General features: G+C 65.8%; 29 protein-coding genes. 9 read left to right on the forward strand and 20 right to left on the reverse strand.

All coding sequences use genetic code 11. The features are described 5' to 3' along the window. Nucleotides 1-11 precede the first annotated feature (11 nt). The 7 genes from rplQ to ACTJI5_RS13060 all read right to left on the reverse strand — a co-directional run bounded on the left by rplQ (nt 12) and on the right by ACTJI5_RS13060 (nt 5,338). Nucleotides 12-434 carry a 50S ribosomal protein L17 gene (gene rplQ / locus ACTJI5_RS13030; RefSeq protein ID WP_058539762.1) on the reverse strand — a complete coding sequence of 141 codons (423 nt, stop codon included), beginning with the start codon at nt 432-434 and terminating at the stop codon, nt 12-14. 163 nt (nt 435-597) lie between these two features. Continuing rightward, a complete protein-coding gene (locus tag ACTJI5_RS13035; RefSeq protein ID WP_058539761.1) occupies nt 598-1,656 on the reverse strand; it encodes a DNA-directed RNA polymerase subunit alpha in 1,059 nt (352 codons plus the stop codon). Between the two features lie 100 nt (nt 1,657-1,756). Then, on the reverse strand, nt 1,757-2,146 hold the full coding sequence (gene rpsK / locus ACTJI5_RS13040; protein WP_003040416.1) for a 30S ribosomal protein S11: 390 nt from the start codon (nt 2,144-2,146) through the stop codon (nt 1,757-1,759). 101 nt (nt 2,147-2,247) lie between these two features. Then, a complete protein-coding gene (gene rpsM / locus ACTJI5_RS13045; protein ID WP_037513891.1) occupies nt 2,248-2,616 on the reverse strand; it encodes a 30S ribosomal protein S13 in 369 nt (122 codons plus the stop codon). A 199-nt stretch (nt 2,617-2,815) separates the two neighbouring features. Beyond that, entirely contained in the window at nt 2,816-3,607 is a 792-nt protein-coding gene (locus ACTJI5_RS13050; protein ID WP_310255094.1) for an inositol monophosphatase family protein, read from the reverse strand. 12 nt (nt 3,608-3,619) lie between these two features. After that, nucleotides 3,620-4,963, reverse strand: coding sequence for a TldD/PmbA family protein (locus ACTJI5_RS13055; protein WP_440860615.1), 1,344 nt, complete (start codon nt 4,961-4,963; stop codon nt 3,620-3,622). A gap of 54 nt (nt 4,964-5,017) precedes the next feature. Further along, nucleotides 5,018-5,338 carry a hypothetical protein gene (locus tag ACTJI5_RS13060; protein WP_310255096.1) on the reverse strand — a complete coding sequence of 107 codons (321 nt, stop codon included), beginning with the start codon at nt 5,336-5,338 and terminating at the stop codon, nt 5,018-5,020. 374 nt (nt 5,339-5,712) lie between these two features. Between ACTJI5_RS13060 and ACTJI5_RS13065 the strand changes: the two genes are divergently transcribed. Further along, nucleotides 5,713-7,650 (forward strand): S9 family peptidase, encoded by a 1,938-nt coding sequence (locus tag ACTJI5_RS13065; protein ID WP_440860616.1) that lies wholly within the window; start codon nt 5,713-5,715, stop codon nt 7,648-7,650. A 56-nt stretch (nt 7,651-7,706) separates the two neighbouring features. Here ACTJI5_RS13065 and ACTJI5_RS13070 read toward each other — a convergent pair whose 3' ends face one another. From ACTJI5_RS13070 to ACTJI5_RS13115, 10 genes are all read right to left on the reverse strand, one after another. Next, the gene (locus tag ACTJI5_RS13070) at nt 7,707-8,309 is read right to left on the reverse strand and encodes a hypothetical protein (protein WP_058539756.1); all 603 of its coding nucleotides are present in this window, start codon (nt 8,307-8,309) and stop codon (nt 7,707-7,709) included. 79 nt (nt 8,310-8,388) lie between these two features. After that, nucleotides 8,389-8,904 carry a demethoxyubiquinone hydroxylase family protein gene (locus ACTJI5_RS13075; RefSeq protein WP_440860617.1) on the reverse strand — a complete coding sequence of 172 codons (516 nt, stop codon included), beginning with the start codon at nt 8,902-8,904 and terminating at the stop codon, nt 8,389-8,391. After that, nucleotides 8,901-9,383, reverse strand: coding sequence for a disulfide bond formation protein B (locus ACTJI5_RS13080; protein WP_058539754.1), 483 nt, complete (start codon nt 9,381-9,383; stop codon nt 8,901-8,903). The genes ACTJI5_RS13075 and ACTJI5_RS13080 overlap by 4 nt, the downstream gene beginning before the upstream one ends. A gap of 12 nt (nt 9,384-9,395) precedes the next feature. Continuing rightward, on the reverse strand, nt 9,396-10,793 hold the full coding sequence (locus tag ACTJI5_RS13085) for a S41 family peptidase (RefSeq protein WP_440860618.1): 1,398 nt from the start codon (nt 10,791-10,793) through the stop codon (nt 9,396-9,398). 134 nt (nt 10,794-10,927) lie between these two features. After that, on the reverse strand, nt 10,928-12,145 hold the full coding sequence (locus ACTJI5_RS13090) for a murein hydrolase activator EnvC family protein (protein WP_440860619.1): 1,218 nt from the start codon (nt 12,143-12,145) through the stop codon (nt 10,928-10,930). After that, entirely contained in the window at nt 12,142-12,570 is a 429-nt protein-coding gene (locus ACTJI5_RS13095; protein WP_440860620.1) for a 23S rRNA (pseudouridine(1915)-N(3))-methyltransferase RlmH, read from the reverse strand. The genes ACTJI5_RS13090 and ACTJI5_RS13095 overlap by 4 nt, the downstream gene beginning before the upstream one ends. 33 nt (nt 12,571-12,603) lie before the next feature. Beyond that, a complete protein-coding gene (gene rsfS, locus ACTJI5_RS13100; RefSeq protein ID WP_137893304.1) occupies nt 12,604-13,002 on the reverse strand; it encodes a ribosome silencing factor in 399 nt (132 codons plus the stop codon). Further along, on the reverse strand, nt 12,999-13,652 hold the full coding sequence (locus ACTJI5_RS13105) for a nicotinate-nucleotide adenylyltransferase (protein ID WP_310255101.1): 654 nt from the start codon (nt 13,650-13,652) through the stop codon (nt 12,999-13,001). Before ACTJI5_RS13105 ends, rsfS begins: the two co-directional genes overlap by 4 nt. Beyond that, nucleotides 13,649-14,230 (reverse strand): hypothetical protein, encoded by a 582-nt coding sequence (locus ACTJI5_RS13110; protein ID WP_440860621.1) that lies wholly within the window; start codon nt 14,228-14,230, stop codon nt 13,649-13,651. Before ACTJI5_RS13110 ends, ACTJI5_RS13105 begins: the two co-directional genes overlap by 4 nt. Nucleotides 14,231-14,283: 53 nt before the next feature. Next, the gene (locus ACTJI5_RS13115) at nt 14,284-15,570 is read right to left on the reverse strand and encodes a glutamate-5-semialdehyde dehydrogenase (RefSeq protein WP_440860622.1); all 1,287 of its coding nucleotides are present in this window, start codon (nt 15,568-15,570) and stop codon (nt 14,284-14,286) included. A 79-nt stretch (nt 15,571-15,649) separates the two neighbouring features. On the opposite strand from ACTJI5_RS13115, the gene ACTJI5_RS13120 reads away from it, so the two are divergent. Both ACTJI5_RS13120 and ACTJI5_RS13125 read left to right on the forward strand, forming a co-directional pair. Beyond that, nucleotides 15,650-16,774, forward strand: a complete 1,125-nt coding sequence (locus ACTJI5_RS13120) for a DUF3667 domain-containing protein (protein WP_440860623.1) — start codon at nt 15,650-15,652, stop codon at nt 16,772-16,774. A gap of 56 nt (nt 16,775-16,830) precedes the next feature. Then, complete coding sequence (locus ACTJI5_RS13125; protein ID WP_440860624.1) at nt 16,831-18,462, forward strand: alkaline phosphatase D family protein; 1,632 nt, start codon at nt 16,831-16,833, stop codon at nt 18,460-18,462. On the opposite strand, the gene ACTJI5_RS13130 is transcribed toward ACTJI5_RS13125, so the two are convergent. Next, nucleotides 18,447-19,349, reverse strand: coding sequence for a hypothetical protein (locus ACTJI5_RS13130; RefSeq protein ID WP_440860625.1), 903 nt, complete (start codon nt 19,347-19,349; stop codon nt 18,447-18,449). The two genes, ACTJI5_RS13125 and ACTJI5_RS13130, sit on opposite strands and share 16 nt — an antisense overlap. A gap of 116 nt (nt 19,350-19,465) precedes the next feature. On the opposite strand from ACTJI5_RS13130, the gene ACTJI5_RS13135 reads away from it, so the two are divergent. After that, nucleotides 19,466-19,882, forward strand: coding sequence for an Lrp/AsnC family transcriptional regulator (locus ACTJI5_RS13135; RefSeq protein WP_440860626.1), 417 nt, complete (start codon nt 19,466-19,468; stop codon nt 19,880-19,882). Between the two features lie 7 nt (nt 19,883-19,889). Here ACTJI5_RS13135 and ACTJI5_RS13140 read toward each other — a convergent pair whose 3' ends face one another. Continuing rightward, nucleotides 19,890-20,258: a RidA family protein gene (locus ACTJI5_RS13140; RefSeq protein WP_440860627.1), complete on the reverse strand. Its 369-nt coding sequence runs from the start codon at nt 20,256-20,258 to the stop codon at nt 19,890-19,892. Nucleotides 20,259-20,492: 234 nt separating this feature from the next. Between ACTJI5_RS13140 and ACTJI5_RS13145 the strand changes: the two genes are divergently transcribed. The 3 genes from ACTJI5_RS13145 to ACTJI5_RS13155 are packed head-to-tail and all read left to right on the forward strand — an operon-like array spanning nt 20,493 to nt 21,469. After that, nucleotides 20,493-20,819 carry an ArsR/SmtB family transcription factor gene (locus ACTJI5_RS13145; protein ID WP_037513915.1) on the forward strand — a complete coding sequence of 109 codons (327 nt, stop codon included), beginning with the start codon at nt 20,493-20,495 and terminating at the stop codon, nt 20,817-20,819. Further along, nucleotides 20,816-21,238, forward strand: coding sequence for an SRPBCC family protein (locus ACTJI5_RS13150; RefSeq protein WP_310255109.1), 423 nt, complete (start codon nt 20,816-20,818; stop codon nt 21,236-21,238). The genes ACTJI5_RS13145 and ACTJI5_RS13150 overlap by 4 nt, the downstream gene beginning before the upstream one ends. 21 nt (nt 21,239-21,259) lie before the next feature. Further along, nucleotides 21,260-21,469, forward strand: coding sequence for a hypothetical protein (locus ACTJI5_RS13155; RefSeq protein ID WP_440860628.1), 210 nt, complete (start codon nt 21,260-21,262; stop codon nt 21,467-21,469). Here ACTJI5_RS13155 and ACTJI5_RS13160 read toward each other — a convergent pair. Next, nucleotides 21,460-22,383, reverse strand: a complete 924-nt coding sequence (locus tag ACTJI5_RS13160; RefSeq protein ID WP_440860629.1) for a crotonase/enoyl-CoA hydratase family protein — start codon at nt 22,381-22,383, stop codon at nt 21,460-21,462. The two genes, ACTJI5_RS13155 and ACTJI5_RS13160, sit on opposite strands and share 10 nt — an antisense overlap. A gap of 211 nt (nt 22,384-22,594) precedes the next feature. Between ACTJI5_RS13160 and purC the strand changes: the two genes are divergently transcribed. After that, entirely contained in the window at nt 22,595-23,374 is a 780-nt protein-coding gene (gene purC, locus ACTJI5_RS13165; protein WP_056368675.1) for a phosphoribosylaminoimidazolesuccinocarboxamide synthase, read from the forward strand. Between the two features lie 92 nt (nt 23,375-23,466). Next, a complete protein-coding gene (locus ACTJI5_RS13170) occupies nt 23,467-24,105 on the forward strand; it encodes a methyltransferase family protein (RefSeq protein ID WP_058539741.1) in 639 nt (212 codons plus the stop codon). Nucleotides 24,106-24,119 lie beyond the last annotated feature (14 nt).

Here is a 24,119-nt window from a genome sequence, read left to right on the forward strand (position 1 = left end):
CGAAGCGCGCCTTATGCGGCTTCCGCCTCGTCGTCATACTGCTCGACGGGACCCGAATCCTGGCCCTTGGCATCGACGTCGCGGTCGACGAATTCGATGATCGCCATCGGCGCCGCGTCCGAGGCGCGGATACCGGCCTTGATCACGCGGGTGTAGCCGCCGTTGCGGTCCTTGTAGCGTTCGGCGAGGACGTCGAACAGCTTCTTGAGCTGCGTGTCGTCGAGCAGGCGGCTGTTCGCGAGGCGGCGGTTGGCCAGGCCACCGCGCTTGGCGAGCGTCACCAGCTTTTCGATATAGGGACGCAGTTCCTTCGCCTTGGCGACGGTCGTCGTGATCTGCTCATGCTTGATGAGCGAAGCCGACATATTGCGGAACAGGGCCGTGCGGTGTGCGCTCGTGCGCTGAAGCTTCCGGCCACCCGATTTATGACGCATAATTCATTCCTTCGTTTGTCAGAGGGGCCGTTCGAGGTACCCCAAGCCAGGTCGATGTGCGGGCCGACCCATTCCCGAAATCGTCATCCCAGCGAAAGCTGGGATCGCTCGCGGCACAATGCCACGATAGCGGCCCCAGCTTTCGCTGGGGCGACGGCTATCTTCAGCCCAGCAGCTCTTGTTCGAGCTTCTTGGCCATTTCTTCGATGTTCTCCGGCGGCCAGCCGGGGATGTCCATGCCGAGACGCAGGCCCATCGACGACAGCACTTCCTTGATTTCGTTCAAGGACTTGCGGCCGAAGTTCGGCGTGCGGAGCATTTCGGCTTCGGTCTTCTGAACGAGATCACCGATATAGATGATGTTGTCGTTCTTGAGGCAGTTGGCCGAACGGACCGACAGTTCGAGCTCGTCGACCTTCTTGAGAAGGAAGCGGTTGAGCTGGTTGACGTCCGATTCGTCGGCGGTGGTCGGCGAAGCCGCCATGCCGATGAGGCCGCTGTCGTTCATCGCTTCTTCGAAGTGGACGAAGACCTGGAGCTGGTCCTGGAGGATGCGCGCGGCGTAAGCGACGGCGTCTTCCGGGGTGATCGTGCCGTCGGTTTCGACGGTCAGGTTCAGCTTGTCATAGTCCAGTTCCTGGCCGATGCGGGCATTGTCGACCTTGTAGGCGACCTGGCGCACGGGCGAGTAGAGCGAGTCGACCGGGATCAGGCCGATCGGCGCGTCGATCGGACGGTTGGCGGTCGCGGGGACGTAACCCTTGCCGGTGTCGGCAACGAGTTCCATGTTCAGCGTCGCACCGTCGTCGAGGTGGCAGATGACGTGGTTCGGGTTCATCACCTTGATGTCGCCCGACACCATGATGTCGCCGGCCTTGACGGTCGCGGGACCGGTCGCCGAAAGCTGAAGCCGCTTCGGGCCTTCGCCTTCCATCTTGAGCGCGATCTGCTTCACGTTGAGGACGATGTCGGTGACATCTTCGCGCACGCCGGCCAGGCTCGAGAATTCGTGGAGCACATTCTCGATCTTGATCGACGTGATAGCCGCACCCTGGAGCGACGAGAGCAAAACGCGGCGCAGCGCGTTGCCGAGCGTCAGGCCGAAGCCGCGCTCGAGCGGTTCGGCGACGAAGGTCGCCTTGCGCTTGCCGTCGCTGCCAGCCTTGATTTCCAGGTTGCTGGGCTTCTTCAATTCCTGCCAGTTTCGGATATTGACAGTCATGGATTTCCCTTTGCTTTGGGCGGGACGGGTGGGGGTCGACCACCTGTCCAGCGAGGAGTTTTGTACGGGCGGCGCTCCGGCGGAGCGCGCCCGAAAGACGTCAGACGCGGCGGCGCTTGGCCGGGCGGACGCCATTGTGCGGGATCGGCGTCACGTCGCGGATCGACGTGATGTGGAACCCGACGGCCTGCAGCGCGCGGAGAGCCGATTCACGGCCCGCGCCCGGGCCCTTGACTTCGACTTCCAGCGTACGGACGCCATGTTCGGCGGCCTTCTTGCCGGCGTCTTCGGCGCAAACCTGCGCCGCATACGGGGTCGACTTGCGGCTTCCCTTGAAGCCCATCATGCCGGCGCTCGACCAGGCAATCGCGTTGCCCTGTGCGTCGGTGATGGTGATCATCGTGTTGTTGAAGGTCGCGTTGACGTGGGCGACGCCCGACGAGATGTTTTTGCGTTCGCGCCGACGAAGACGCTGCGGTTCACGAGCCATGATATATTCCTAACCTAAATCCTGAATGGCCGGTGGCGGGCGATGCGCCGCTGCCCCGGCAGGGGAAATAAGGAAGCGCGCCCGGATGGACGCGCTCGACCTTATTTCTTCTTACCGGCGATCGCCTTGGCCTTGCCCTTGCGGGTGCGCGCATTGGTGTGCGTGCGCTGGCCGCGGACCGGAAGGCCCTTGCGATGACGCAGGCCGCGATAGCAGGCGAGGTCCATCAGGCGCTTGATGTTCATCGCCGTGTTGCGGCGAAGATCACCCTCGACCGTGTGGTCGGCGTCGAGAGTTTCGCGGATTTGCAGGATTTCGGCATCCGAAAGATCCTGAACGCGACGCGTGTGGTCGATGCCCAGCTTGTTGGCGATGTCGACAGCGCTCTTGCGACCGATGCCGTGGATGTAGGTGAGCGCGATGATTACGCGCTTGTTGGTGGGCAAGTTGACGCCCGCAATACGTGCCATTGGTAACTTTCTCCTGCTCCACGGGGCCGTAGGCAATCGGTCCCATCTCAAAGCGTCTGATTTTCCAACGCAAAAAACGGACCACGATGCGCGCATGGCGCTTCGCCGTCCGGTCAGGCTGTCGGAATGGACGCGCAACTAAGGTGAGTCGGGCTGATTGTCAAGCGAAGTGCGGTGGTTTGAAGCCGTGGATCACCGCTCAGGATGGCGATGTAAGGGCGACCGCGCGATCATGCAAGCGGTCGACAACGGCGGCATGGATTCCGGGGGCGCACGCAATCACACCGAACGCCTGCGCGCGCGGGGTATTGAAGCGCAAAGGGGCGCCGAACGCATCGGTCACCGTCGCTCCGGCCTCGCTGGCGATCAGCGCCGCGGCGGCGACATCCCACTCGAACCCCCAGCGCAGCGTTGCGACGAGGTCGGCGCGGTCGTCGGCGACGAGCGCCATGCGCAGCGCGATGCTGTTCGGCTTGGTGACGATGACCAGATCGCTGTCGACCTTGGGCAGCGCATCGGCGGGGACGCGCGATCCGGCGAATGTCGTGCGCTGGCTGGCGTGCAATGTTTCGCCGTTGAGCAGCGCGCCCTGGCTCTTTTGTGCGACCCATAGTTCGTCGAGCGCGGGGGCGTAGAGGATGCCGAACTCGGGCGTGCCGTCGATCACGAGCGCGACCGACACGCACCAGCCGGGCCGGCCGCGGATGAAATCGCGCGTGCCGTCGATCGGGTCGACGCACCACATCGCGCGGCACGACAGCCGCGCTTCATTGTCGGCGGTTTCTTCGGACAGCCACCCCGCCTCGGGCACCATCGCGCCGAGCACGGCTTTCAGCCGCGCATCGACCGCGAGGTCGACGTCGCTGACCGGATTGTCGTGCGACTTGTTCCAAACATTGACCGCTTGCCCCTCGCCGCGCCAGCGCGCCATCGCCATGTCGCCGACTTCGCGCGTCGCGGCGATCGCGGCTTCGAGGTTGCGGCCGGGCATCGGCGGCGGTCTCTAGCTCGACGCGACGGTCATGCCGTCGATGCGCAGCGTCGGCGCGTTGGTGCCATGGCGGAATTCGAGGTCGTTCGCGGGGATCAGGCCTGCGAACATGTCGATCAGATTGCCCGCGATCGTAAATTCGGCGATCGGCCCGGCGAGAGCGCCATCCTTGATCAGGAAACCCGACGCGCCGCGGCTGTAATCGCCGGTCACCGGATTGACGCCGTGGCCGATCAGTTCGGTGATATAGACGCCGTCGGCGATGCCCTCCATCAGCGCCGCGGGTGTCACGCTGCCCGCCGCGAGGTGCAGGTTGCTCGCGCCCACCCCCGACGCGCCGCCGCCGCGGCTGGCATGGCCGGTCGGCGCCAGGCCGAGCTGTTTCGCCGATGCGGTGTCGAGCAGCCAGCCGGTGATCTTGCCACCGGCGACGATGTCGCGCGCCGCGGTGGGCAAGCCCTCGCCGTCGAAGGCGCGGCTGCGCAGGCCGCGTGCGCGGTGCGGTTCGTCGCGGATGATAATGCCGCTGTCGAACAGCGTCTGCTCTTCCTTGCCGAGCAGGAAACTGGTGCCGCGCGCGATCGCGGGACCGGCGATCGCGCCGAGCAGGTGGCCGACGATGCCGCCGCTGACGCGCGGATCAAGCAGCACGGGCAGTTTGCCGTTCGGCGCCTTGCCCGGGTTCAGCCTTGCAACAGCGCGCGTACCGGCGCGGTTGCCGATGTCCGCCGCGCTTTCGAGGTCCGCCAGATGATGCGCGCTGTGCCAGCCATAATCGCGCTGCATGCTTGCGCCTTCGCCTGCGATGACGCTCGCCGACAGGCTGTGGCCGCTCGACCCGTAACCGCCGGCAAAGCCATGGCTGGTCGCGAGCGCGAAGCGCGTGCGGCTGTGGCTTGCGCTGCCGCCCTCGCTGTTCGTCACGCCGGCGACGGCGCGCGCGGCTTCCTCGACCACCAGCGCGGCTTCGCGCAGCGCTGCAGGGTCGGCTTCGCTGCCGTCATCGAGGTCGAAATCGGGAACCTGCCCCTTGAACAGCAGGTCTTCGGGCGCGAGCCCGGCATAGGGGTCCTCGGGGGCCTCGCGCGCCATCGCGACGCAGCGCTCAACCAGCTTGGTCAGTTCGCCCGCGTCCATGTCGGCGGTCGATACGCTCGCGCTGCGCTGGCCGACGAAGACGCGGAGCGAAATATCCTGCCCCTCGGACCGCTCGACATCCTCGAGCGCGCCGAGCCGCATAGAGACCGAGGTTGCGGCGTTGCAATAATAGAGCGCGTCGGCGGCATCGGCGCCGGCTTTCGCAGCGGCGTCGCACAGCATCTGCGCACGATCGAGGGCTTCGGAAACGGTCAGCATGGCCGCGCCCTATACGGCGCGCGGCAAAAAATCAAAACCAGCGCTGAAAAAGGGTCAGTTCGCGATCTTCGCGATGGCGTCGGTGGCAGCCATCGCGCCGCTGATCCACAGGAAGGGCAGCGTGAGTGCTGCAACCCACAGGCGGCGGACGTCGCGGCGGAAGCGCGCATGCAGGCCCCAGCTCGCGAGCGCCTGACGGCTGAGGCGATACCAGTGCCGTTCGGTCGAGCGCGCGACGGGGAGGGCGAGCACGAGCAGCATGACAAGCGCGACGACGATGAAAGCAGACGGCGCGCCGGCAGCGACCGCGCTCATCACGAGCCAGATCTGCAAGGCGGCAAAAGCGAGGAGGGCGGTGGCGGCATGCCACGTCATTCGGCGACCCAGACTCCGTGCCGGCGGCACGCTGACGGTCGTGCGCCTCCAAAGGCGCGGTCCAAATGCTGATGCCATATTACAGCCCCCTAGGCTGGCGATTCCCAGAACCGCACGTTTTGCCCCAAAAATTCCCAAGTCAAGACAGCTTGCCAGTGATTCGTTAATTTTTGCACTCGATTCATCGCGGAATCGCAACGTAATCGGGTCGGGGCGCCGAATTGCTTCAAAATCGGCCATATTCATCGCCTTATCGGTTCACAATTGCGGTCAATGGTCGAGCCTTGTGTACAGTTGGTCGACTTGCTTCCGGGGCTGGCTGCGGTAGCGTCTAGGCCATAGCCGTTCGTTTCAGGAAACCGGGGAAATCAATCATGCGTTATCTCGCCGTTGTGGCCGCCCTTGCCTTGCCCATCGCACCCGCGCTGGGCGCTGGGGAAGAGGCTCCGGCCGCCGAACCGAAGCCCGCGGCGCTTGTCGCCGACGGTGTGCCCGCGGTGCCCGCGGCGCTGGCGGCGTCGACCCGGCCCTATCTCGAATATCGGACCGCGGCCTTCGTCGGCTGGAACCCCGCCGACCGGTCGATGCTTGTCGCGACGCGGTTCGGTAACACGGCGCAGCTTCACCGCGTCGCGCGGCCGCTCGGCGCGCGCGAGCAGCTGACCTTCGAGGCCGAACCGGTTGCGCATGGCGGCTGGGCGCCCGGAACCGGCGATGTGATGTTGATCGAAAAGGACATCGGCGGCAGCGAATTTTATCAGATTTTCGCGATGAAGGATGGCCGGCTGACGATGCTGACCGACGGAAAAAGCCGCAATTCGCTCGATGCGTGGAGCAAGGACGGTAGCCTCGTCGCTTTCACCTCGACCCGCCGCAACGGCCGCGACAATGATATCTATGTCATGGACCCGCGCGACCCCGCGTCGGCGCGACTGGCCGGGCAGGTCGACAGCAACGGCTGGTCGGTCGCAGGGTTCGCGCCCGACAAGAGCTGGGCGCTCGTCACGCGCTCGGCGTCGGTCGAAAAGACCGATCTGTTCCGTCTCGACCTTGCGAGCGGAAAGATGACGCCGGTCGGTGACCACGGAAAGAAGATCGCTTTCAGCGGCGCCGCCTTCGCGCCCGACGGCACGATCTGGGTGGCGAGCGACGCCGGCAGCGACGTGCAGCGCCTCGGCACGCTCGATCCCGCGACCGGCGCGTTCACGCCGCGCGGCCCGGCGGAAAAATGGGATGTCGAGGCGTTCGACATCTCGGGAGACGGGCGTTTCATCGCCTATGCGGTCAACGAGGCGGGCGTAAGCCGGCTGCGCCTGCTCGACGTCGCGAGCGGGCGGGCACGCACGGTCGACGCGCTGCCCGCGGGCGTCATCGGGCATATCGACATCGCACCGTGGGGCGCGATCGGCATTGGTTTCACGTCGGCGCGCAGCGCGGCCGATGCCTATAGCATCGACCCCGAAACGCTCGCCGTGACGCGCTGGACGCAGAGCGAGACCGGCGGGCTCGATGTCGCGCGCAACGTCGAACCCGAACTGGTGAGCATCAAGAGCTTCGACGGCACCGCGATGTCGGGTTTTCTCTATCGCCCCGATCCCGCGAAATTTCCGGGCAAACGGCCGCTGATCATGCACGTCCATGGCGGGCCCGAAAGCCAGTGGCGCCCCGAATATCTGGGCAGCACCAACTATATCGTCAATGAGCTGGGGGTCGCCTATTTCTATCCGAACGTCCGCGGCTCGACCGGCTATGGCAAGCGCTTCGTCGGGCTCGATAACGGGCCGTTCAAGCGCGAGGACAGCGTCAAGGACATGGGGGTGTTCCTCGATGTCCTTGCCAAGGACACGCGGCTCGACGCGTCGCGTTTCGGCCTGACCGGGCGCAGCTATGGCGGTTATATGTGCTACGCCGCCGCGACGCATTTCGCCGACAAGCTGCGCGCGAACCTCTGCGTGGTCGCCATCTCCGACTTCGTGACTTTCCTCGAGAATACGCAGGAATATCGCCGCGATCTGCGCCGCGTCGAATATGGCGACGAGCGCGATCCGGCGCAGCGCCGAAAGCTGACGGAAATCTCGCCGCTCACGCGTGTTGCAGACATCCGCAAGCCGCTGTTTGTCGTGACCGGTGCCAACGACCCGCGCGTGCCCGCGTCCGAAGCGGATCAGGTCGTGGCCGCGGTGCGCAAGGGCGGCGGCACTGCCTGGCATCTGGTGGCGACGAACGAGGGACACCAGTGGGGCAAGAAGGAGAATGTGGACTACACATTCTGGTCTTCGCTGCTCTTCTGGCAGACATATCTGCTGAACTGACGGCGGACGTCACCCTCCGGCGAAGGCCGGGCGCGGCCGCTTGCCGGAAAGCCGGCTCAGTGCTTCGGCGGGGTCGGCAGCGGCGCCGCGTCGGCTTCGTCGGGGGCGGTCGGCGCGGGCGCCTGGCCGCTCGCCTGACGCTCGAGTTCCGCGGCCGCCTTCTGCCGTTCGGCGAGCGCGCGTTCCTCGGCGACCACCGCGGCTTCGACTTCGTCCGACGCGGCGTCGATGCCCGCGATGCGCTTGGCGCGTTCGTCGGCGATCATCGCCTGCCAGTCGGTCTTGTTCGCGGCCTGGCGTTCGGCCTTCGCGCCGGCGACCAGCGCCTGCGTACAGCCGGTGAAGCCACCGAGGCCGGTGGGCGAGCAGCTGTCGGTGCCAAAGCGGCCGATGCGTTCGACCGCAACAACCTTGTTCGCCCAGGCTTCGTTGCGGACGTCCAGCGGATTGCCGCGGAGCATCTCTGGAACGCGATAGCGTTCGGTTTCCGGAAGCTTCGCGCAGACCAGAATTTCGTCAGCGGCGCCTTTGGGGCATTGGTCGTCGCCGTAGACGACAACCTGATTGACCTTTTCGCCCTCGACCACGGTTTGCTGTGCCGCGGCGGGCAGGGCGGCGCTGCCGGCGAGGATCAGCGCGAACAGGGGGAGGCGGGTCATCTCGATCTTCCTTTGTCGTTTCGGGCGGCATGGCAGCCACCACCTGCATCCGTCGTGAACGGCGCCGGCGATCATTCTATCAGATACGTTTCGACAGCGCGATGGCTGCACGGCAACCCGCGCGGATCGCGAAGCTGAGGACCGGGTAGCCGGGGGCGCTCTCGGCACCCGCCGCAAGCGCGGCTTCCTTATGCTCCAGCTCCTCGGCGCGGAATTCGTCGACCGCGGCGCTGAGCTGGGGATCGCTGTCGCCCAGTTCGTCGAGCTGGTGCTGGTAGTGGCGATCAATCTCGGTCTCGACCGCGGCAGTGCACGCCATCGCGGCGCGCGGCCCCATGGCGGCGGTCACTGCGCCCAAGGCAAAGCCCGCGACGTTCCAGAAGGGCTGGAGCGCGGTCGGGCGCACACCGCGCCTGGTGATCATGTCGTCGAAGAATTTGCGGTGCCGCTCTTCCTGTTCGGCCATATGCGCGATCTCGCGCGCCATCGGGTGGCGGTCGCCCATCACCGCCAGCTGGCCCGCGTAGATGCGCGTCGCGCCATATTCGCCCGCCTGGTCGACGCGGATCATCGATGCGGTGCGCTTGTTCATCATGTTGCCGATGTGGTCTTCCGGCGCAGCAAGGTCAAGACGAGCGCGGCCGCGCCCAGTGAGAAGATCGCGTTGAAACCCGCGAGCGAGATGCCGAAGAGCGTCCATTGCGCGGTGTCGCAGCGGATCAGCGGCGCGTTCATGATCGAATCGAGCGACACGGGGCCAGCAGCACCGGTCGCGCAGGTCGTGACGCCTTCCCAGAAGCCATATTCGACCCCGGCGTGAAAGACACCGATCGCGCCGCTCACCGCAATCGCGACGGCGGCGAGCAGCGTGAGCGCACGCATCGCCTTGTCATTGCCGCGCAGCAGCAGCGCGAGCAGCGCGAGCACGATCGCCGCCTGATGCGGCCAGCGCTGCCAGTAACACATCTCGCACGGGTGCAGGCCAAAGCCATATTGCGACACGAGCGCGCCGCCATAGAGCAGCAGCGGCGCAAGAAACGCGGCGACGGGCGCGGAAAGCCGCGAGTTCAGCATGTCCCGCGCCCCTTAGTTGCGCGCGGTCGGCTTGGCGGGCTTGACCGGCGGCTTGCCGCTTTGCGCCATGCGCGGCGCGACCGGGCCGATGCGCCCGATCGTCTGCACAGCATAGTGGAGCTGGAAGTCCTCGATGCCCTTCGCCTTCAGTTCGGCGGCAGTCGCGGTGAAGCGCGGGTCGGCCTTTTCATCCTTCTCAAGCAGGCCGTTGTCGACCTTCTTTTCGTTGATCAGGTGGCGGCGCAGGTCGCTTTCGCGGAACTTCGGCCGCGACGCATAATCGGGATCCGAAATCTGCGGCACGCGGATATCGGGCTCGATCCCGCCTTCCTGCACGCTGCGGCCCGACGGGGTGTAGTAACGCGCGGTGGTCAGGCGCAGCGCGGTGGTGTCGGTCAGCGGCAGGACGGTCTGCACCGATCCCTTGCCGAAGCTGCGTTCGCCCATCACGACCGCACGGTGCTGGTCCTGCAGTGCGCCCGCGACGATTTCGGACGCCGAGGCCGATCCCGAGTCGATCAGCACGACGACCGGCGCGCCGCCGGCGAGGTCGCCGGGCTCGGCGAAATAACGTTCGATGTCGCCCTTTTTGCGGCCGCGCTGCGAAACGATCTCGCCGCGTTCGAGGAACAGGTCGCTGATCCCGACGGCTTCGTCGAGCAGACCGCCGGGGTTTGAGCGAAGGTCGAGAATCCAGCCGCGCGGTTTCTTGCCGAGCGATTTTTCGACCGCCATCATCGCGGCCTTGAGGTCGGTCGTCGCGTCGGCCGAGAAGCTGGTGACGGTGAGCACGCCGACATCGCCGCTGACTTCCCATTTCACGGGCTTCAGGTCGATGATCTCGCGCGTCAGCGTCATTTCGATCGGCTTGTCCTGGCCTTCGCGGACGACGGTGATCCCGATCTCGGTGCCCGGACGCCCGCGCATTTGTTCGACCGCCTCGTCGAGCGTCAGGCCGAAGATCAGTTCCTTGTTGATGTGCGTGATATAGTCGCCCGCCTTGATCCCCGCCTTGTCGGCCGGGGTGTCGGCGGTCGGCGCGATCACCTTCACGACGCCGTCTTCCATCGTCACCGACAGGCCGAGCCCGCCATATTCGCCGTCGGTCTGCGTGCGCAGGTTCGAAAAGCCCCGCGCGTCGAGATAGCCCGAATGCGGGTCGAGGCTGGCGAGCATGCCGTTGATCGCGCCTTCGATCAGCTTCGAATCGTCGACCGGTTCGACATAGTTGGATTTGACCTCGAGATAGACGTCCATGAAGCGCGAAATTTCTTCCTGCGTCTTCGAATCGACGGTCGCCATCGCGCCGGTCGCGAGCGGAACGAGCGCCAGCGTCGAGAGCGCGGCGGCGCCCTGCCACAAGGCGAAGCGGCGCTTCGGGGACACGGCGGTCTTGGTCGATTCGGTCATGGGCGTCTTTCAGTCACGCGAGAGCAATCCCGCCTTATAATCCCCGGCACGCCATCCTCCTACGCAAATCTGCGGGCGTCAAGCGGTGCATCCCTATGCGAGACAGCGGCCGAACGGGCGATTAACGGTGCCGCTCAGCCGATCATCGCGACAATATCGACGGGGCGGCCGGCGCGGCGGAGCTCGACGGTGATGCGACTGTCGTCCGATCCGGCGCGGCCGATCGGCGCCCCCGAATCGAGCGTATCGCCGACCCCGACCGACAATGCGATCATCCCGGTGAGCAACGACACCCAGCCACCGCCATGGTCGATGATCACGATCTTGCCATAGCCGCGATAATCGCCGGCAAAGCCGACGCGGCCCGGGGCGGGGGCGACGACCTGCCCACCCGGGCGTGCTGCGATGGTGACGCCGCGCGAACGCACGCCGCTTTCGTTGACCTCGCCCAGCCCCGCGACGATGCGTCCGACGACGGGCAGTCGATAGGCGCCTTGCGTCAATTCGGACTCGGCGGCGGCGGGCGGTACGGCGGCGGCGATGCTGCCTTCGGGGTTGCGCGGACGCGGCAGCGGGCCGGCGAGCTGCGCGAGTTCGGCGCGCACCGCGCTATCGGCTTCGAGCGAGTCCATCAGGTCGACGATATCGCGCGCCTTTTCGCCAAGCCCGAGCGCGCGGTCGGCCTCAAGCTGCGCGCTGCTCATCAGCTCGCGCGAGCGCAGCCGTCCTTCATTTTCGAGCCGCGTGAGCGCGTCGCGGCGCTGCGCGAGCTGGGTCTTGCTCGCCGAAAGCGCCTTCAATGCGATCGCCTGCTGCTGCCGCACCGTCTGCAGCGCCCCGAGTTCGCGCCGCGCTCCGGCGGTGCGGCGCTCGATCACCGGCATCGCGGCGTCGATTACCGCGCGCGCATGCACCATGTCGGTCAGCGATCCCGGCTGCGCGAGCACGCTGACGGGGGGCTGGCGGCTCAATTGCTGAAGCGATGCGGCGAGTTCGAGCAAGGGTTGCTGCTGCTGCGCCAGCCGCGCGCGCTGACCCGCGAGGCGGCGGCTGACGAGCGCGACGCGGGCTTCACCGGCGCCGATGTCGGCCTCGGCCGACTGGATGCGCGCGGCGAGCGCGGCGCTGCGTTTCTTCAGCCGGTCGGCCTCGCTGCTCGCCGCCAACGCCTGTTTTTCGAGCAACGCACTGCGCGCCATCGCCGCCGCCGATTGTTGCTTGGCATCGATCAGCTGCATGCGCTCGCGCGCCGCGATCGCCTGTGGATCGAAGATGTCGATCGGCGCCAGCGCGAGCGCCGCCCCGCCGCCCAAAACGACGGTGATCGCGAGAGCCGCGAGCGCGCGCCTCACTGGCGCCCTTCGCGGTGATAGGGGTGGTTCGCGACAATGCTCGTCGCGCGCCACAATTGTTCGGCGAGCATCGCGCGCGCCATCAGATGCGGCCAGGTCGCGCGGCCAAAGGCGATGACCTTATCGGCGCCTTCGCGCTCCTCGGGGGTGAAACCGGCGGCGGCGCCGAGGCAGAAGCGCGCCTCGCGCACCCCGCCGTCGCGCCATTTTTCGAGCAATTTGGCAAATTCGAGCGACGACATCTGGTCGCCGCCCTCGTCGAGGAGGATGGTGCGGCTATTCTCCGCAGCGGCGGGCAGACGGCCGCCCGTATCGGGAAGCTCCGAAATCTTCTGCGCCCAGGTCACGCGCTTCATATAGCGCTCGACCAGCTCGGCCTCGGGCCCGCGCCCGATGCGCCCGCGCGCGATGATGTGCAGCAACATGAGCGTCCGCCTAGCCGGTAGGCGGGGCGGACGTCAATTTGCCGCGGTAACCGGCGGCGCGTCGCCGAACGACCACATGCGCTCGAGGTTATAGAAACTGCGAACCTCGGGGCGGAACAGGTGGACGATGACATCGCCCGCATCGAGCAGCACCCAGTCGGCATTGGGCAGCCCTTCGACGCGAACCTGGCGGCCCGCTTCCTGCTTGATCCGCTGTGCCAGTTTCTCGGCGATTGCCGAGACATGGCGCGTCGACCGGCCGCTCGCGATCACCATATGATCGGCGATGCTGCTTTTGCCGGCAAGCGGGATGGAGATGGTTTCCTGGGCCTGGTCCTCATCCAGCTGGTGGAGGATCAGCGCGTGGAGCGTATCCACGTTATCGTTGGCGGATGCGGCGCCGGTGGCGGCATCCTGGGTTGCGGAGATCAAATGCGTCCTTTCCTAGTCGGGTCCACAAGGCGCGAACGGGTCAGCGGGTCGCGCAAGGCGCGGCCTTCATAGCGTTCGAACCAGCGGGGGTTGGCCTGCCGTATCGCAGTTGCGGATCGCACATCGGGCGAAAATCGCAGGAACACGAGGGCGGGCGGTCTCCAGTCCGTCCAATGTAATTTCTGGTCCACGGGCCGGACGAAGCGCCGAAGCCAACCCATCGCACGCCTTGCATGGGCGCGGTCATTATAGCCCGGACGCGCGATAACCGCAATCGGCATGAGTCGGGCAATCCCCCGCCAGTCGCGCCATTGGGGCAACTGGACCAGATTATCGGCCCCCATGATCCAGATAAACTGCCGGTTCGGGTAACGCCGGACGAGCTTTTTGAGCGTGTCGATCGTGTAGCGCGTGCCGAGTTCGGCCTCGATTCCCGTTGCGCGAATCGGCGAACGCCGCGCCGCGTGCTGCGCCGAGCCGAGGCGCGCGGGGAGCGATGCCATGCCCGCCTTGGGCTTTAAGGGATTGCCGGGCGACACCAGCCACCACAGCTCGTCGAGGCCGAGCGCCTCGATTGCGTTCAAACTGATCGCGCGATGCCCGCCGTGTGCGGGATTGAAGCTGCCGCCGAGGAGGCCGGTGGGGATCACGGCTCAGCTGACCCTTCGACAACCTCAGGCAGCATGTAACATTCAAGATCAGGTTCGCCGGCTCGTTGCGCTTTTAGTCCTAAACGAGCGGCAACCTTGCGGTAGGTCGTGTCGCCCATCTTATCGATCCGCACGGAGACCTTGTTTTCGCACCATCTCACGAGCGGTGTCGCGGCGATGCAACCGTTCAAAGCGATTAGCTCACCCGTTGAAAAGCCGTCCGAAACTTGCGTGCGAAAAACGAGATCTCGGACTTCGCGCTCGGCGATCCAGCGATGATTGGAGAGAATTTCTTCAAGCGACGGAAATTTTTTGTCACGAAGCGAACCGGCTTCGGCCGGCGTCTTGCTCGGGCGGAAGCTCTTCCCGTCGATCACGAAACAAGATGGATCGAGCATGATCGTCAGATAGAGTGGCTCTCGCGTAAAGGGGGCTGCCTTTGAATCGCGGATCGTCTCTACCAAGCGATCGGCGACGATGTTCCGCGCGATTTCTTTTCCGTGGCCTTCATCGGCGCGCAGTATGAGCAGGGCATCCCGCGCAACAAGCCAAAAAAATGGCGTTGCGGCGATCAGCAAGATGAGGGCCGCCCAGCGAAACCATCGTGCCCTTCTGCTGGGCTTGACGGCCGTCAAAGCCGGACTTGCCCGCTTCCGCGCACCAGCCATTTATAGGTGGTGAGCCCTTCGAGTGCCACGGGCCCTCGTGCATGCAGACGCCCCGTGGCGATGCCGATTTCGGCGCCGAGGCCGAATTCGCCGCCATCGGCGAACTGGGTCGAGGCATTGTGCATCACGATCGCGCTGTCGACGCCCGTCAGGAAGCGCTCGGCGGCCGCCGCATCCTCGGTGACGATTGCGTCGGTGTGGCGGCTCGAATGCGCGTCGATATGCGCGAGCGCGCCGGAAAGGCCGTCGACCATCGCGATCGACACGATCGCGTCGAGATATTCGGTGTCCCAGTCGCCCGCCGATGCCGCGTCGACATGCGGGCTCAGCGCCACGACGCCCTTGTCGCCGCGCACCTCGCAGCCCGCCTTGACCAGCGCGTCGACGATCGCGAGCGGCGCGGGATAGGCGCGGTCGATCAGGATCGTCTCGGTCGCGCCGCACACGCCGGTGCGGCGCATCTTGGCGTTGACCGCAAGCTCGACGGCTTTCGCCGGGTCCGCGGCGCCGTCGATATAGAGGTGGTTGATGCCGTCGAGGTGCGCGAGCACGGGCACGCGCGCCTCGTCCTGCACGCGCGCGACCAGCCCCTTGCCGCCGCGCGGGATGATGATGTCGATCAGCCCCTGCGCGCGCAGCATCGCGCCGACGGCGGCGCGGTCCTGCGTCGGCACGAGCTGCACCGCGTCGGCGGGCAGGCCGGCTTCGACCAGCCCCGCGGCGAACGCTGCGTGGATCGCGCGGTTCGAATGCACCGCCTCGCTGCCGCCGCGCAGGATCACGGCATTGCCCGACATCAGCCCCAGCGCCGCCGCATCGGCGGTCACATTGGGGCGGCTTTCATAGATGATGCCGACGACGCCGAGCGGCACGCGCACGCGGCTGAGAACGAGCCCGTTGGGCCGCGTCACGCGATCGATTTCGGCACCCGAGGGATCGGGCAGCGCCGCGACATCGTCGATTGCGTCGGCGATCGCCGCGAGCCGGCCCTTGTCGAGCCGCAGCCGGTCGAGCATCGCGCCCGACAGGCCGTTTTTCTGTCCTGCCGCCATGTCCTCGGCATTGGCCGCAAGAATATCCGCCGCCCGCGCACGAATCTGCGCCGCCGCCGCAACCAGTCCAGCCGCCTTGTCCGCCGTCGGCGCCAGCGCGAGCGCTTTCGACGCGGCGCGCGCGCGCGCGCCCATGTCGGCGATCAGGGCGGCGGCATCGCCGGGCATCGGCGGGGCGGAGAGGGCTTCGGCGTTCATGGCGCTGCCACTATCACGTTTTACCTGACCCCCGAAAGTCCCGTTGCGCGCTGCCGCGCGCGCCTTTAGGCAGGGCGCCATGAGCGGGGACATCGAAGGCATCGGGGCGGCGGTTACCGCCGGGTTGGCAGGGCAGGCGGTCGAGCCGCGGCATGGGGGCACGGGCGCGCCCCATGCCGGCGCGCGCTGCCTCAACTGCGGCACCAGCCTCGCGGGCTCGCATTGCCATTATTGCGGGCAGCGCGCCGACGTGCATCGCAGCTTCGGCGCAATCGGGCACGATCTGGTCCACGCGATCTTCCATTTTGAAGGTAAGGTCTGGAACACGCTGCCGCTGCTCAGCTGGCGGCCGGGCGACCTGACGCGGCGCTATATTCACGGCGAACGCGCGCGCTTTGTCTCGCCGCTTGCGCTGTTCCTGTTCGCGGTCTTCCTGACCTATGCCGTGCTCGCCATCGTCGGCAGCGGTGGCGGGGTCGGCGAGGGGATCGCGAAGGCAGCGGCCGAGCAGACGCGCTCGAACGCGCTCAAGGAAAGTTTCGAGGAGGAGGTTAAGCGCGTCGACGCAAGCCTCGCGGTCAAGGACTTGAAGGCGGCCGAACGCCGCCTGCTCGTCGAAGAGCGCGAAACGCTCCAGAAAAGCGCCAACTATCTCGGCGTCGCGCGCAGCATGAGCAAGGAAGAGCGTACCAAGGGGCCGCCGGTGCTCGACGATCCGGCGCAGCAGATGATGACCAGCGTCGAATTCGTTTCACGCACCAATTTCAATACCGGGGTGCCGTTCATCGACGAGGGCCTTGAAAAGGCGAACGCGAACCCCGCGCTCATATTATACAAATTACAGGCGAACGCGTATAAATTCGCCTGGGCGCTGATCCCGCTGTCGCTGCCCTTCATGTGGCTGCTGTTTCCGTTCAGTCGCCGCTTTCACACCTACGACCATTTCGTCTTCGTCACGTATTCGATCAGCTTCATGTTGCTCCTGTTCGTCGTCGTGCGCTTGTTCAACCTGACGATATTCGGCGACGTCGCGACCGCGTTCGCGATGCTCTATGTGCCCTTCCATATGTACCGCCAGCTTCGTGGCGCCTATCGCTCGTCGCGCTTCGGGGCGCTCGTGCGCACGAGCCTGCTTCTCTTTTTCAGCCTCTTTTCGGTCATCACCTTCATGCTGCTGCTGCTCGCGCTCGGGGTGATGGGCTAGCACCGAATCGTCACAAAGGCGGGGCAAAGACCCGGCCAAAGAGGAGGAGATTCGCGATGCATCATCATTGGGGCGAGATCGACCGGCGTCATCTGATCAAGCTGGGCACCGTCGGGCTGGCGGCGCTGTCGCTGCCGGGCGCTGCGCGCGCGATGATGGCGCAGGGCTTTACCCATGGCGTCGCGAGCGGCGAGCCGGGGCCGAATTCGGTGCTGCTCTGGACGCGCTATGCCGCCGCGAACGACACGGCGCTGACCGCCGAATTGTCGGAAAGCGAGGATTTCTCCAAGGTTGTTGCGAGCGGCGGCGTCGTCGCGGCAGGCGAGCGCGATCATACCGCAAAGCTGGTCGTCGGCGGGCTGAAGCCCGGCCGCTGGTATCATTATCGCTTCATCGCCCCCGACGGCACCAGGTCGGTTACCGGCCGCACGCGCACCTTGCCGCAGGGTTCGACCAAGGCGTTCAATCTCGCGCTCTTCTCCTGTTCGAACATGCCGTTCGGCTGGTTCAATGCCTATGGCCATGCCGCGGCGCGCGGCGACATCGACCTTGTCGCGCATGTCGGTGACTATCTCTACGAATATAAGGCGGGCGACTATCCTTCGGCGAAGCAGGCGCTGCCCGGGCGCGAGATCCAGCCGGCGCAGGAGATCGTCGCGCTTGCCGATTATCGCCTTCGCTATGCGGCTTATCGTGCCGACCCCGACCTGCAGAAGCTGCACCAGCTGTTCCCGATGATCGCCCAGTGGGACGACCATGAATTCGCGAACGACGTCTGGAAGGGCGGTGCCGAAAACCATAATGAAGGCGAAGGCGACTGGGCGGCGCGCATGGCCGCCGCCGAACGCGCCTATCGCGAATGGATGCCCGTCGCCGACGCACGCTGGCGCCAATATCAGGTCGGCGACCTCGCGACGATCTTCCTTCCCGAAACGCGCGTGACCGCCCGCGATCGGCAGTTCGAGGTCGACGAGATTATCGCGGGCGGCGGTGATGCCGCGGCAAAGCTCAAGCAGTTCGCCGAAACCGGCTACCGCGACGCCGCGCGCCAGATGCTCGGCGCGGCGCAGGAAAAATGGCTGTTCGACGGGCTCGCCGCATCGACGAAGGCCGGTACGCGCTGGCAGGTTTGCGCGCAGCAGGTCGTGATGGGCACGCTCTTCACGCCGCCCGAAACGCGCGACTGGTTTGCAGGCGAACAGCCCGACTATATCCGCCGCCGGGTCGAGGCGGGCCAGCTGGCGGCCAAGGCGGGGCTGCCGCTCAACCTCGACGCGTGGGACGGCTATCCCGCCGCGCGTTCGCGCCTGCTCGCCGCGGCGCAGCGCGCCGACGCCGACCTCGTCACGCTGACCGGCGACACGCACAATGCCTGGGCCTTCGACCTCGCCGAGGACGGCCGGCCGGCGGGGATCGAGATTGCGGGACAGAGCGTCACCTCGCCGGGGTATGAAAGCTATATCAAGGGCGTGACCGACGAGGCGCGCGTGACGGCGCTGCGCCGCTCGTCGCCGCAGCTCAAATGGGCGAATACCGCGGATCGCGGCTATGTGACCGTGCAATTCTCCCCCGAGCGGGTGACCGCGAACTGGCACAGCGTCGAAACGATCCGGGCACGCTCGCTCGCGCTGAAGAATACGCACAGCATGACCGCAACGCGCGGGCGGCGCGTCTACGACGCCGCCTGATCGCCGCACGTCGGCGGCCACGACCGGTCGGGCTCTGGGACGAGATCGATCAGGAACATCTCGCCCGACCGATCGCCGTGCCGCTGCGCGAAGAGCAGCCGGTCGCCCTTCGGCGACAGCAGCGGGCCCACCTGGAACTGGGCGGGATCGGCGGGAATGCGCCCGACCTCGACCCAGCGTTCGCCTTCGCGGCGATAGCGGTAGAGGTGCGACCGATCGCCGCGATCGGACACGACGATCATCGTCTTTCCGTCGCGCGAAATCTCCGCCTCATACTCGTAACCGCCCCCGCTGACCGGCGGGCTGAGGTTGGCGACCGTCCATTCGCCCGGCCGGACTTCGGTCGCGACATAGATGTCGCCGCCGCCCGCACTGCCCGCGCGGCTCGATCCGAAATAAAGGCGGCCGTCGGCGTCGGTGCGCGGGAGGAGTTCGGCGGCGGGCGAATTGACCGGTTCGGGCAGACGCTGCGGCTCGCCCCAGCCGCCATCCGCGGTGCGCTCGACATACCAGATGTCGAAATCCTCCTTCGCGGGCGCAAGGCGCGACGAGATATAATAGAGCCGCTTGCCGTCGGGAGTGACGAAAGGATCGGCCTCGATCACGGGCAACGGCATCGCGAAGGGCGGTGGCGCGGGCTTTCCCCACGCGCCATTTTCGCAGCGAGACTGCATCAGCCGGTAATTCGCGAAATCCTTGTCGGCGGCCAGATAGATCATCGTCCGCCCGTCCGGCGTGAACGTCGGCGAGGATTCATAGCCCGGCCCCGAGATGGCGGCGGGGGTCCACAGCTTCGCGCTGCCCGGCAACGGGGTCTCGGCCGCCGCGGTACATCCCGCAAGCATGATCAGGCAGAGGAGCGCTGGCGGACGGTTGGCAAACATCATGGACTTTCTCTCCGGCAAGACGCTAGCAGAAGCGCAATGAATTTTGCCGGACCCGAGGCGGTTGGCCAGCGTCCGATCGGCGGTGGCGGCGTCAAAAGGGCGGCGGGAGAGAGACTATGGACGCGACCGATCGGCAAATCGTGATGATGCTGCGGGGCAACGCCCGCCTGCCGCTGAAGACGATCGCGGCGACCGTGGGCCTAGCGCGCAGTTCGGTGCGCGAGCGATTGTCGAAGCTGGAAGCCGCGGGAACGATCGGCGGCTATCACGCGCGCATCGTCGATGAGGGCGGGATTGCGGCGATCCTGCAATTGCGGCTCGCGCGCACCCCTTCGCCCGATATTGTCGCGGCGGTGACGGGCATGGCCGAGGTCGCGCGCTGCTATTCGCTCAGCGGTGAGATCGACCTGTTGGTCGAGATCGAGGCTGCCGATGCGGCCGGGCTCAACGCCGCGCGCGACCGGATCGCTTTGATCGCCGGGGTCGAGGACACGACCACCGCGCTGATCCTGAAACGCGACAAGGACCGCTAGGCGCGGATCAAGCGGCGGCGATCGCCTCGATCTCGAGCAGCCACGCCTCGTCGTAGATGCCGGCAATGATGATCGTCAGCGCGGGCGAATGGCCGCCCAGGACTTCGTGCCGCACCTTGTAGTTCGCCGCGCGATATTGGCGGTCCGACAGAAAGACGGTGACCTTGACCAGGTCCTGCAAGGTCATCCCGCCGGCTAGAAGCTGCTTTTCGATATTGCGCCAGACGAGCCGGCACTGTTTCTCGAAGTCCGCGGGCACCCGATCCTTTTCGTCGACCGGAATCTGGCCGCTGACGAACAGCCAGCGCGTCGGCGCTTCGACAAGATGCGCCTGCGCATAAGAGACGCCGGTCGGGTTGATCGCGCGATTGGGCATGACGGGCCTCGCAATTGCAATGGACGGGAGGGTCAGGCCCGCCAGCATCCCGGCGCAGACGATGCGGCGCGAAGGGTGGACGGAAGGCGAGCCCGGAGGTCTCATTCCGCTATCTAGCCAGAAGGCAAACGCCGGCTCCAGCATCCGATGGGCGGCGCGGCCGCCGCAATGGCGGCGCTTGACATCCATAACTATATGGTTATGAGAAAATGCATAGCCAGTGAGTTATGAATTATGACGCAACCCTCGCCCGATCTTCTCTTCAAGGCGCTCGCCGATCCCAGCCGGCGCGCGCTGTTCGAACGGCTTTGCCTGGACGGCGAGCAGACGGTCGGCGCGCTGACCGCGGGCGCGGGCATTTCGCAGCCCGCGGTGTCGAAGCATCTCGGCATCCTCAAACAGGCGGGGCTGGTGCTCGACCGGCACGAGGGGCGGCAAACGCATTACAGCGCGCAGCAGCGCGCGCTCGCGCCGCTGGTCGACTGGACCGGGCGCATGAACCGCTTCTGGGAAGCGCGGTTCGACGATCTCGAAAATTTGCTCAAAAGGATGGATCAATGACCGATACCGACGTGCGCACCGTAACCGTTGAACGCGAAATCCCGCACCCGCCCGAAAAGCTGTGGCGCGCGCTGACGCAACAGCATCTGATCGAGGAATGGTTGATGAAGAATGATTTCGGCCTCGACCTTGGCCACCGCTTCCAGCTGCGCGGCGACTGGGGCCATGTCGATTGTGAAATCCTCGATGTCGAACCGGGGCGGACGCTGTCCTACGCTTGGAATACCACGCACGATGATCCGGCCTACGCGCTGGACAGCGTCGTCACCTTCACGCTCGAACCGACCGCGGCCGGAACGCTGCTGCGCATGGAGCAGGTCGGTTTCCGCCCCGACCAGAAGCAGGCCTTCGGCGGCGCCAAGGGCGGCTGGCGCATCCATCTCGAAAATCTGGAAAAGGTCGTGGCCAAGCTCGACTGACAATCAAACAGGGAGAATCTTATGAACTGGAACCTGTGGATCCGGCAGTTTCACCGCTGGGTGTCGATCCTCTTCTCGGCGATCGTTCTCGCGATTTTCGTCATGCTCGGGGCGGGGCAGGAGCCCGCCCAGTGGGTCTATTATCTGCCGCTGCCGCCGCTCTTCCTGCTGATATTCTCGGGCCTCTATATGTTTTTCCGGCCCTATTTCCGGAAGCGCGTTCAGCCGTAAGGCGGTGTGTCCTCGAACTCCGCAAACCAGGGATAGTCGTTCGCGACGCTCACGGTGAAGTTCGCGGGACGCTTTTCGAGGAAGCTCGACACGCCCTCGGCGGCGTCGGCGCTGCGCCCGCGCGCGAAGATCGCGCGGCTGTCCCAGCGGTGCGCGCTCATCGGATGCGGCGCGCCGAGCATCCGCCACAGCATGTGGCGGGTAAGCGCGACCGACACGGGTGCGCTATGCTCGGTCAGCTCGCGCGCCTTGGCGATCGCCGCGTCGACCAGTTCGCCGGGCGCGTGCACCGATTGCACCAGCCCCTTCGCATGCGCCTCGGCGGCGTCGATCAGCCGCCCCGAATAGCACCAGTCGACCGCATTCTGGATGCCGACCAGACGCGGCAGGAACCAGCTCGACGCCGCCTCGGGCACGATGCCGCGGCGTGCGAAGACAAAGCCGTAGCGCGCGGTCTCGCTCGCGAGCCGCGCGTCCATCGACAGCGTCATCGTCGCGCCGATGCCGACCGCGGCGCCGTTGATCGCGCCTAATACCGGTTTCTTGCAGTCGAAGATACGCATCGAGACGCGCCCGCCCGAATCTCGGATCAGCGGGTGCGACCAGTCGATCGTGCCGTCCTCGGCGACCGGGCTCGCCGCCATGCCCTCGGGCAGCAGCGCCGCCTTGTCGGTGCGCTTGTCATAATCGAAGGTCGCGGCGCCCTGACCGAGGTCGGCGCCGGCGCAATAGGCGCGGTCGCCCGATCCGGTGAAGATCACCGCGCGCACACCGTCGTCGGCGTCGCACTCGTCGAGCGCGGCGACGATCTCCAGCATCATCTCGGTGGTAAAGGCGTTCATCCGGTCGGGGCGATGCAGCGTCAGCAGCGCGATGCCCTCATGGCGGTCGAGGCGAATCTGGTCGAAGCTCATCCATCTCTCTCCTTGGCTTTTGTGCAGCGTCGCAAGCGAGGCGGAGGAGTGCAAGCTCTAGTTGACGTAAACGTAAATCAGCGCGTGCGATGCCGGGGATGACGCGCCCGACCTTTGCCGCTATAGGGCGCCCAACCGCCCCGGCGCCGCGCTCCGTCTGAGTCGCTTTGCCGGGGTCATTCATTTGGTTCCGACAGAAAGTTTGCACGCCATGTCCCGTCGCCGCCAGATTTACGAAGGCAAAGCGAAGATCCTGTACGAGGGCCCCGAACCGGGCACGCTGATCCAGTATTTCAAGGATGATGCGACCGCGTTCAACGCGCAGAAAAAGGGCACGATCAGCGGCAAGGGCGTGCTCAACAACCGGATTTCGGAGCATGTCTTCACGCTGCTCGGCAATATCGGCGTGCCGCACCATTTCATCCGCCGCCTCAACATGCGCGAGCAACTGATCCGTCAGGTCGAGATCGTGCCGATCGAAGTGATTGTGCGCAACGTCGCTGCGGGCACGCTGTCGAAGCGCCTCGGCATCGAGGAGGGGACGCAGCTTCCCCGCACCTTGATCGAATATTGCTACAAGGATGACGCACTCGGCGATCCGCTCGTCGCCGAGGAGCATATCGCCTGCTTCAACTGGTGCAGCCAGGACGAGCTTCACGACATCCAGGACATGGCGATCCGCATCAACGACTTCATGTCGGGCATGTTCGCCGCGGTCGGCATCCGCCTCGTCGACTTCAAGCTCGAGTTCGGGCGCCTTTATGAAGGCGACTTCAGCCGCATCATCCTCGCCGACGAGATCAGCCCGGATGGTTGTCGTCTGTGGGACATGACGACGAACGAAAAGCTCGACAAGGACCGCTTCCGCCGCGACCTCGGCGGCGAAGTCGAAGCCTATCAGGAGGTCGCGCGCCGGCTCGGCCTGCTGCCCGAGGGCGGCGAGAATGCCGTGCTCGACCTTGAGAGTCATCGGAAGAAACGCGACAAATAGGCCCGGGCCGCGGCGATAGATCTCCGAAATTATCCGGTTGGTAACCATCCGGGCGCTATCCGATCCTCCTGATCTAGTGGGGATATGGCATCATGAGCGTTTCGGGCGGCAAGTCGCAACCGGCGGTAAGCGTCATCCATTGGGACCTTTTGGAAAAAGTCGTCGTCGTTCTGCTGCTGGCGACGCTGGCGTCGCGGCTCATACCATCGGCGATTGCGGGGCATTCTCAGAACTGGCTGCTGCTGCTCGCCGAGGGCTGCGTGGTCTTCTTCGTCCTGTTCCGCCGGTCCACCAACGATATCTCGCTCCGCCCGCTCGATTGGGCGCTGGGGTTCGGCGGCACGTTCGCCGCGATGCTGGTCATCGCGCCGAGTGACACCCCGCTCGTACCCATCGCCTTCTGCGGTTTCCTGATCATCGCGGGCATATTCTTCCAGCTTTACGCCAAATTCACGCTGCGGCGCAGCTTCGGCGTCATCGCGGCGAACCGCGGGGTGAAGGTCAGCGGCCCGTATCGCTTCGTACGTCACCCCATGTATGCGGGCTACATGCTCACCCACATCGGTTTTCTGCTTAGCGGCCCGAACTGGTGGAACCTTGCGGTCTATAGCCTTGCACTCGGGCTCAATATCGCGCGGATCATGGCCGAGGAACGCGTGCTGATGGCCGATCCCGCCTATCAGGACATGAGCCGGAAGGTGCGTTACCGGCTGATCCCCTTCGTCTTCTGATCGGGACCACGCGG

Source organism: Sphingopyxis sp. 22461, from assembly GCF_052044915.1.
GTDB lineage: Bacteria > Pseudomonadota > Alphaproteobacteria > Sphingomonadales > Sphingomonadaceae > Sphingopyxis.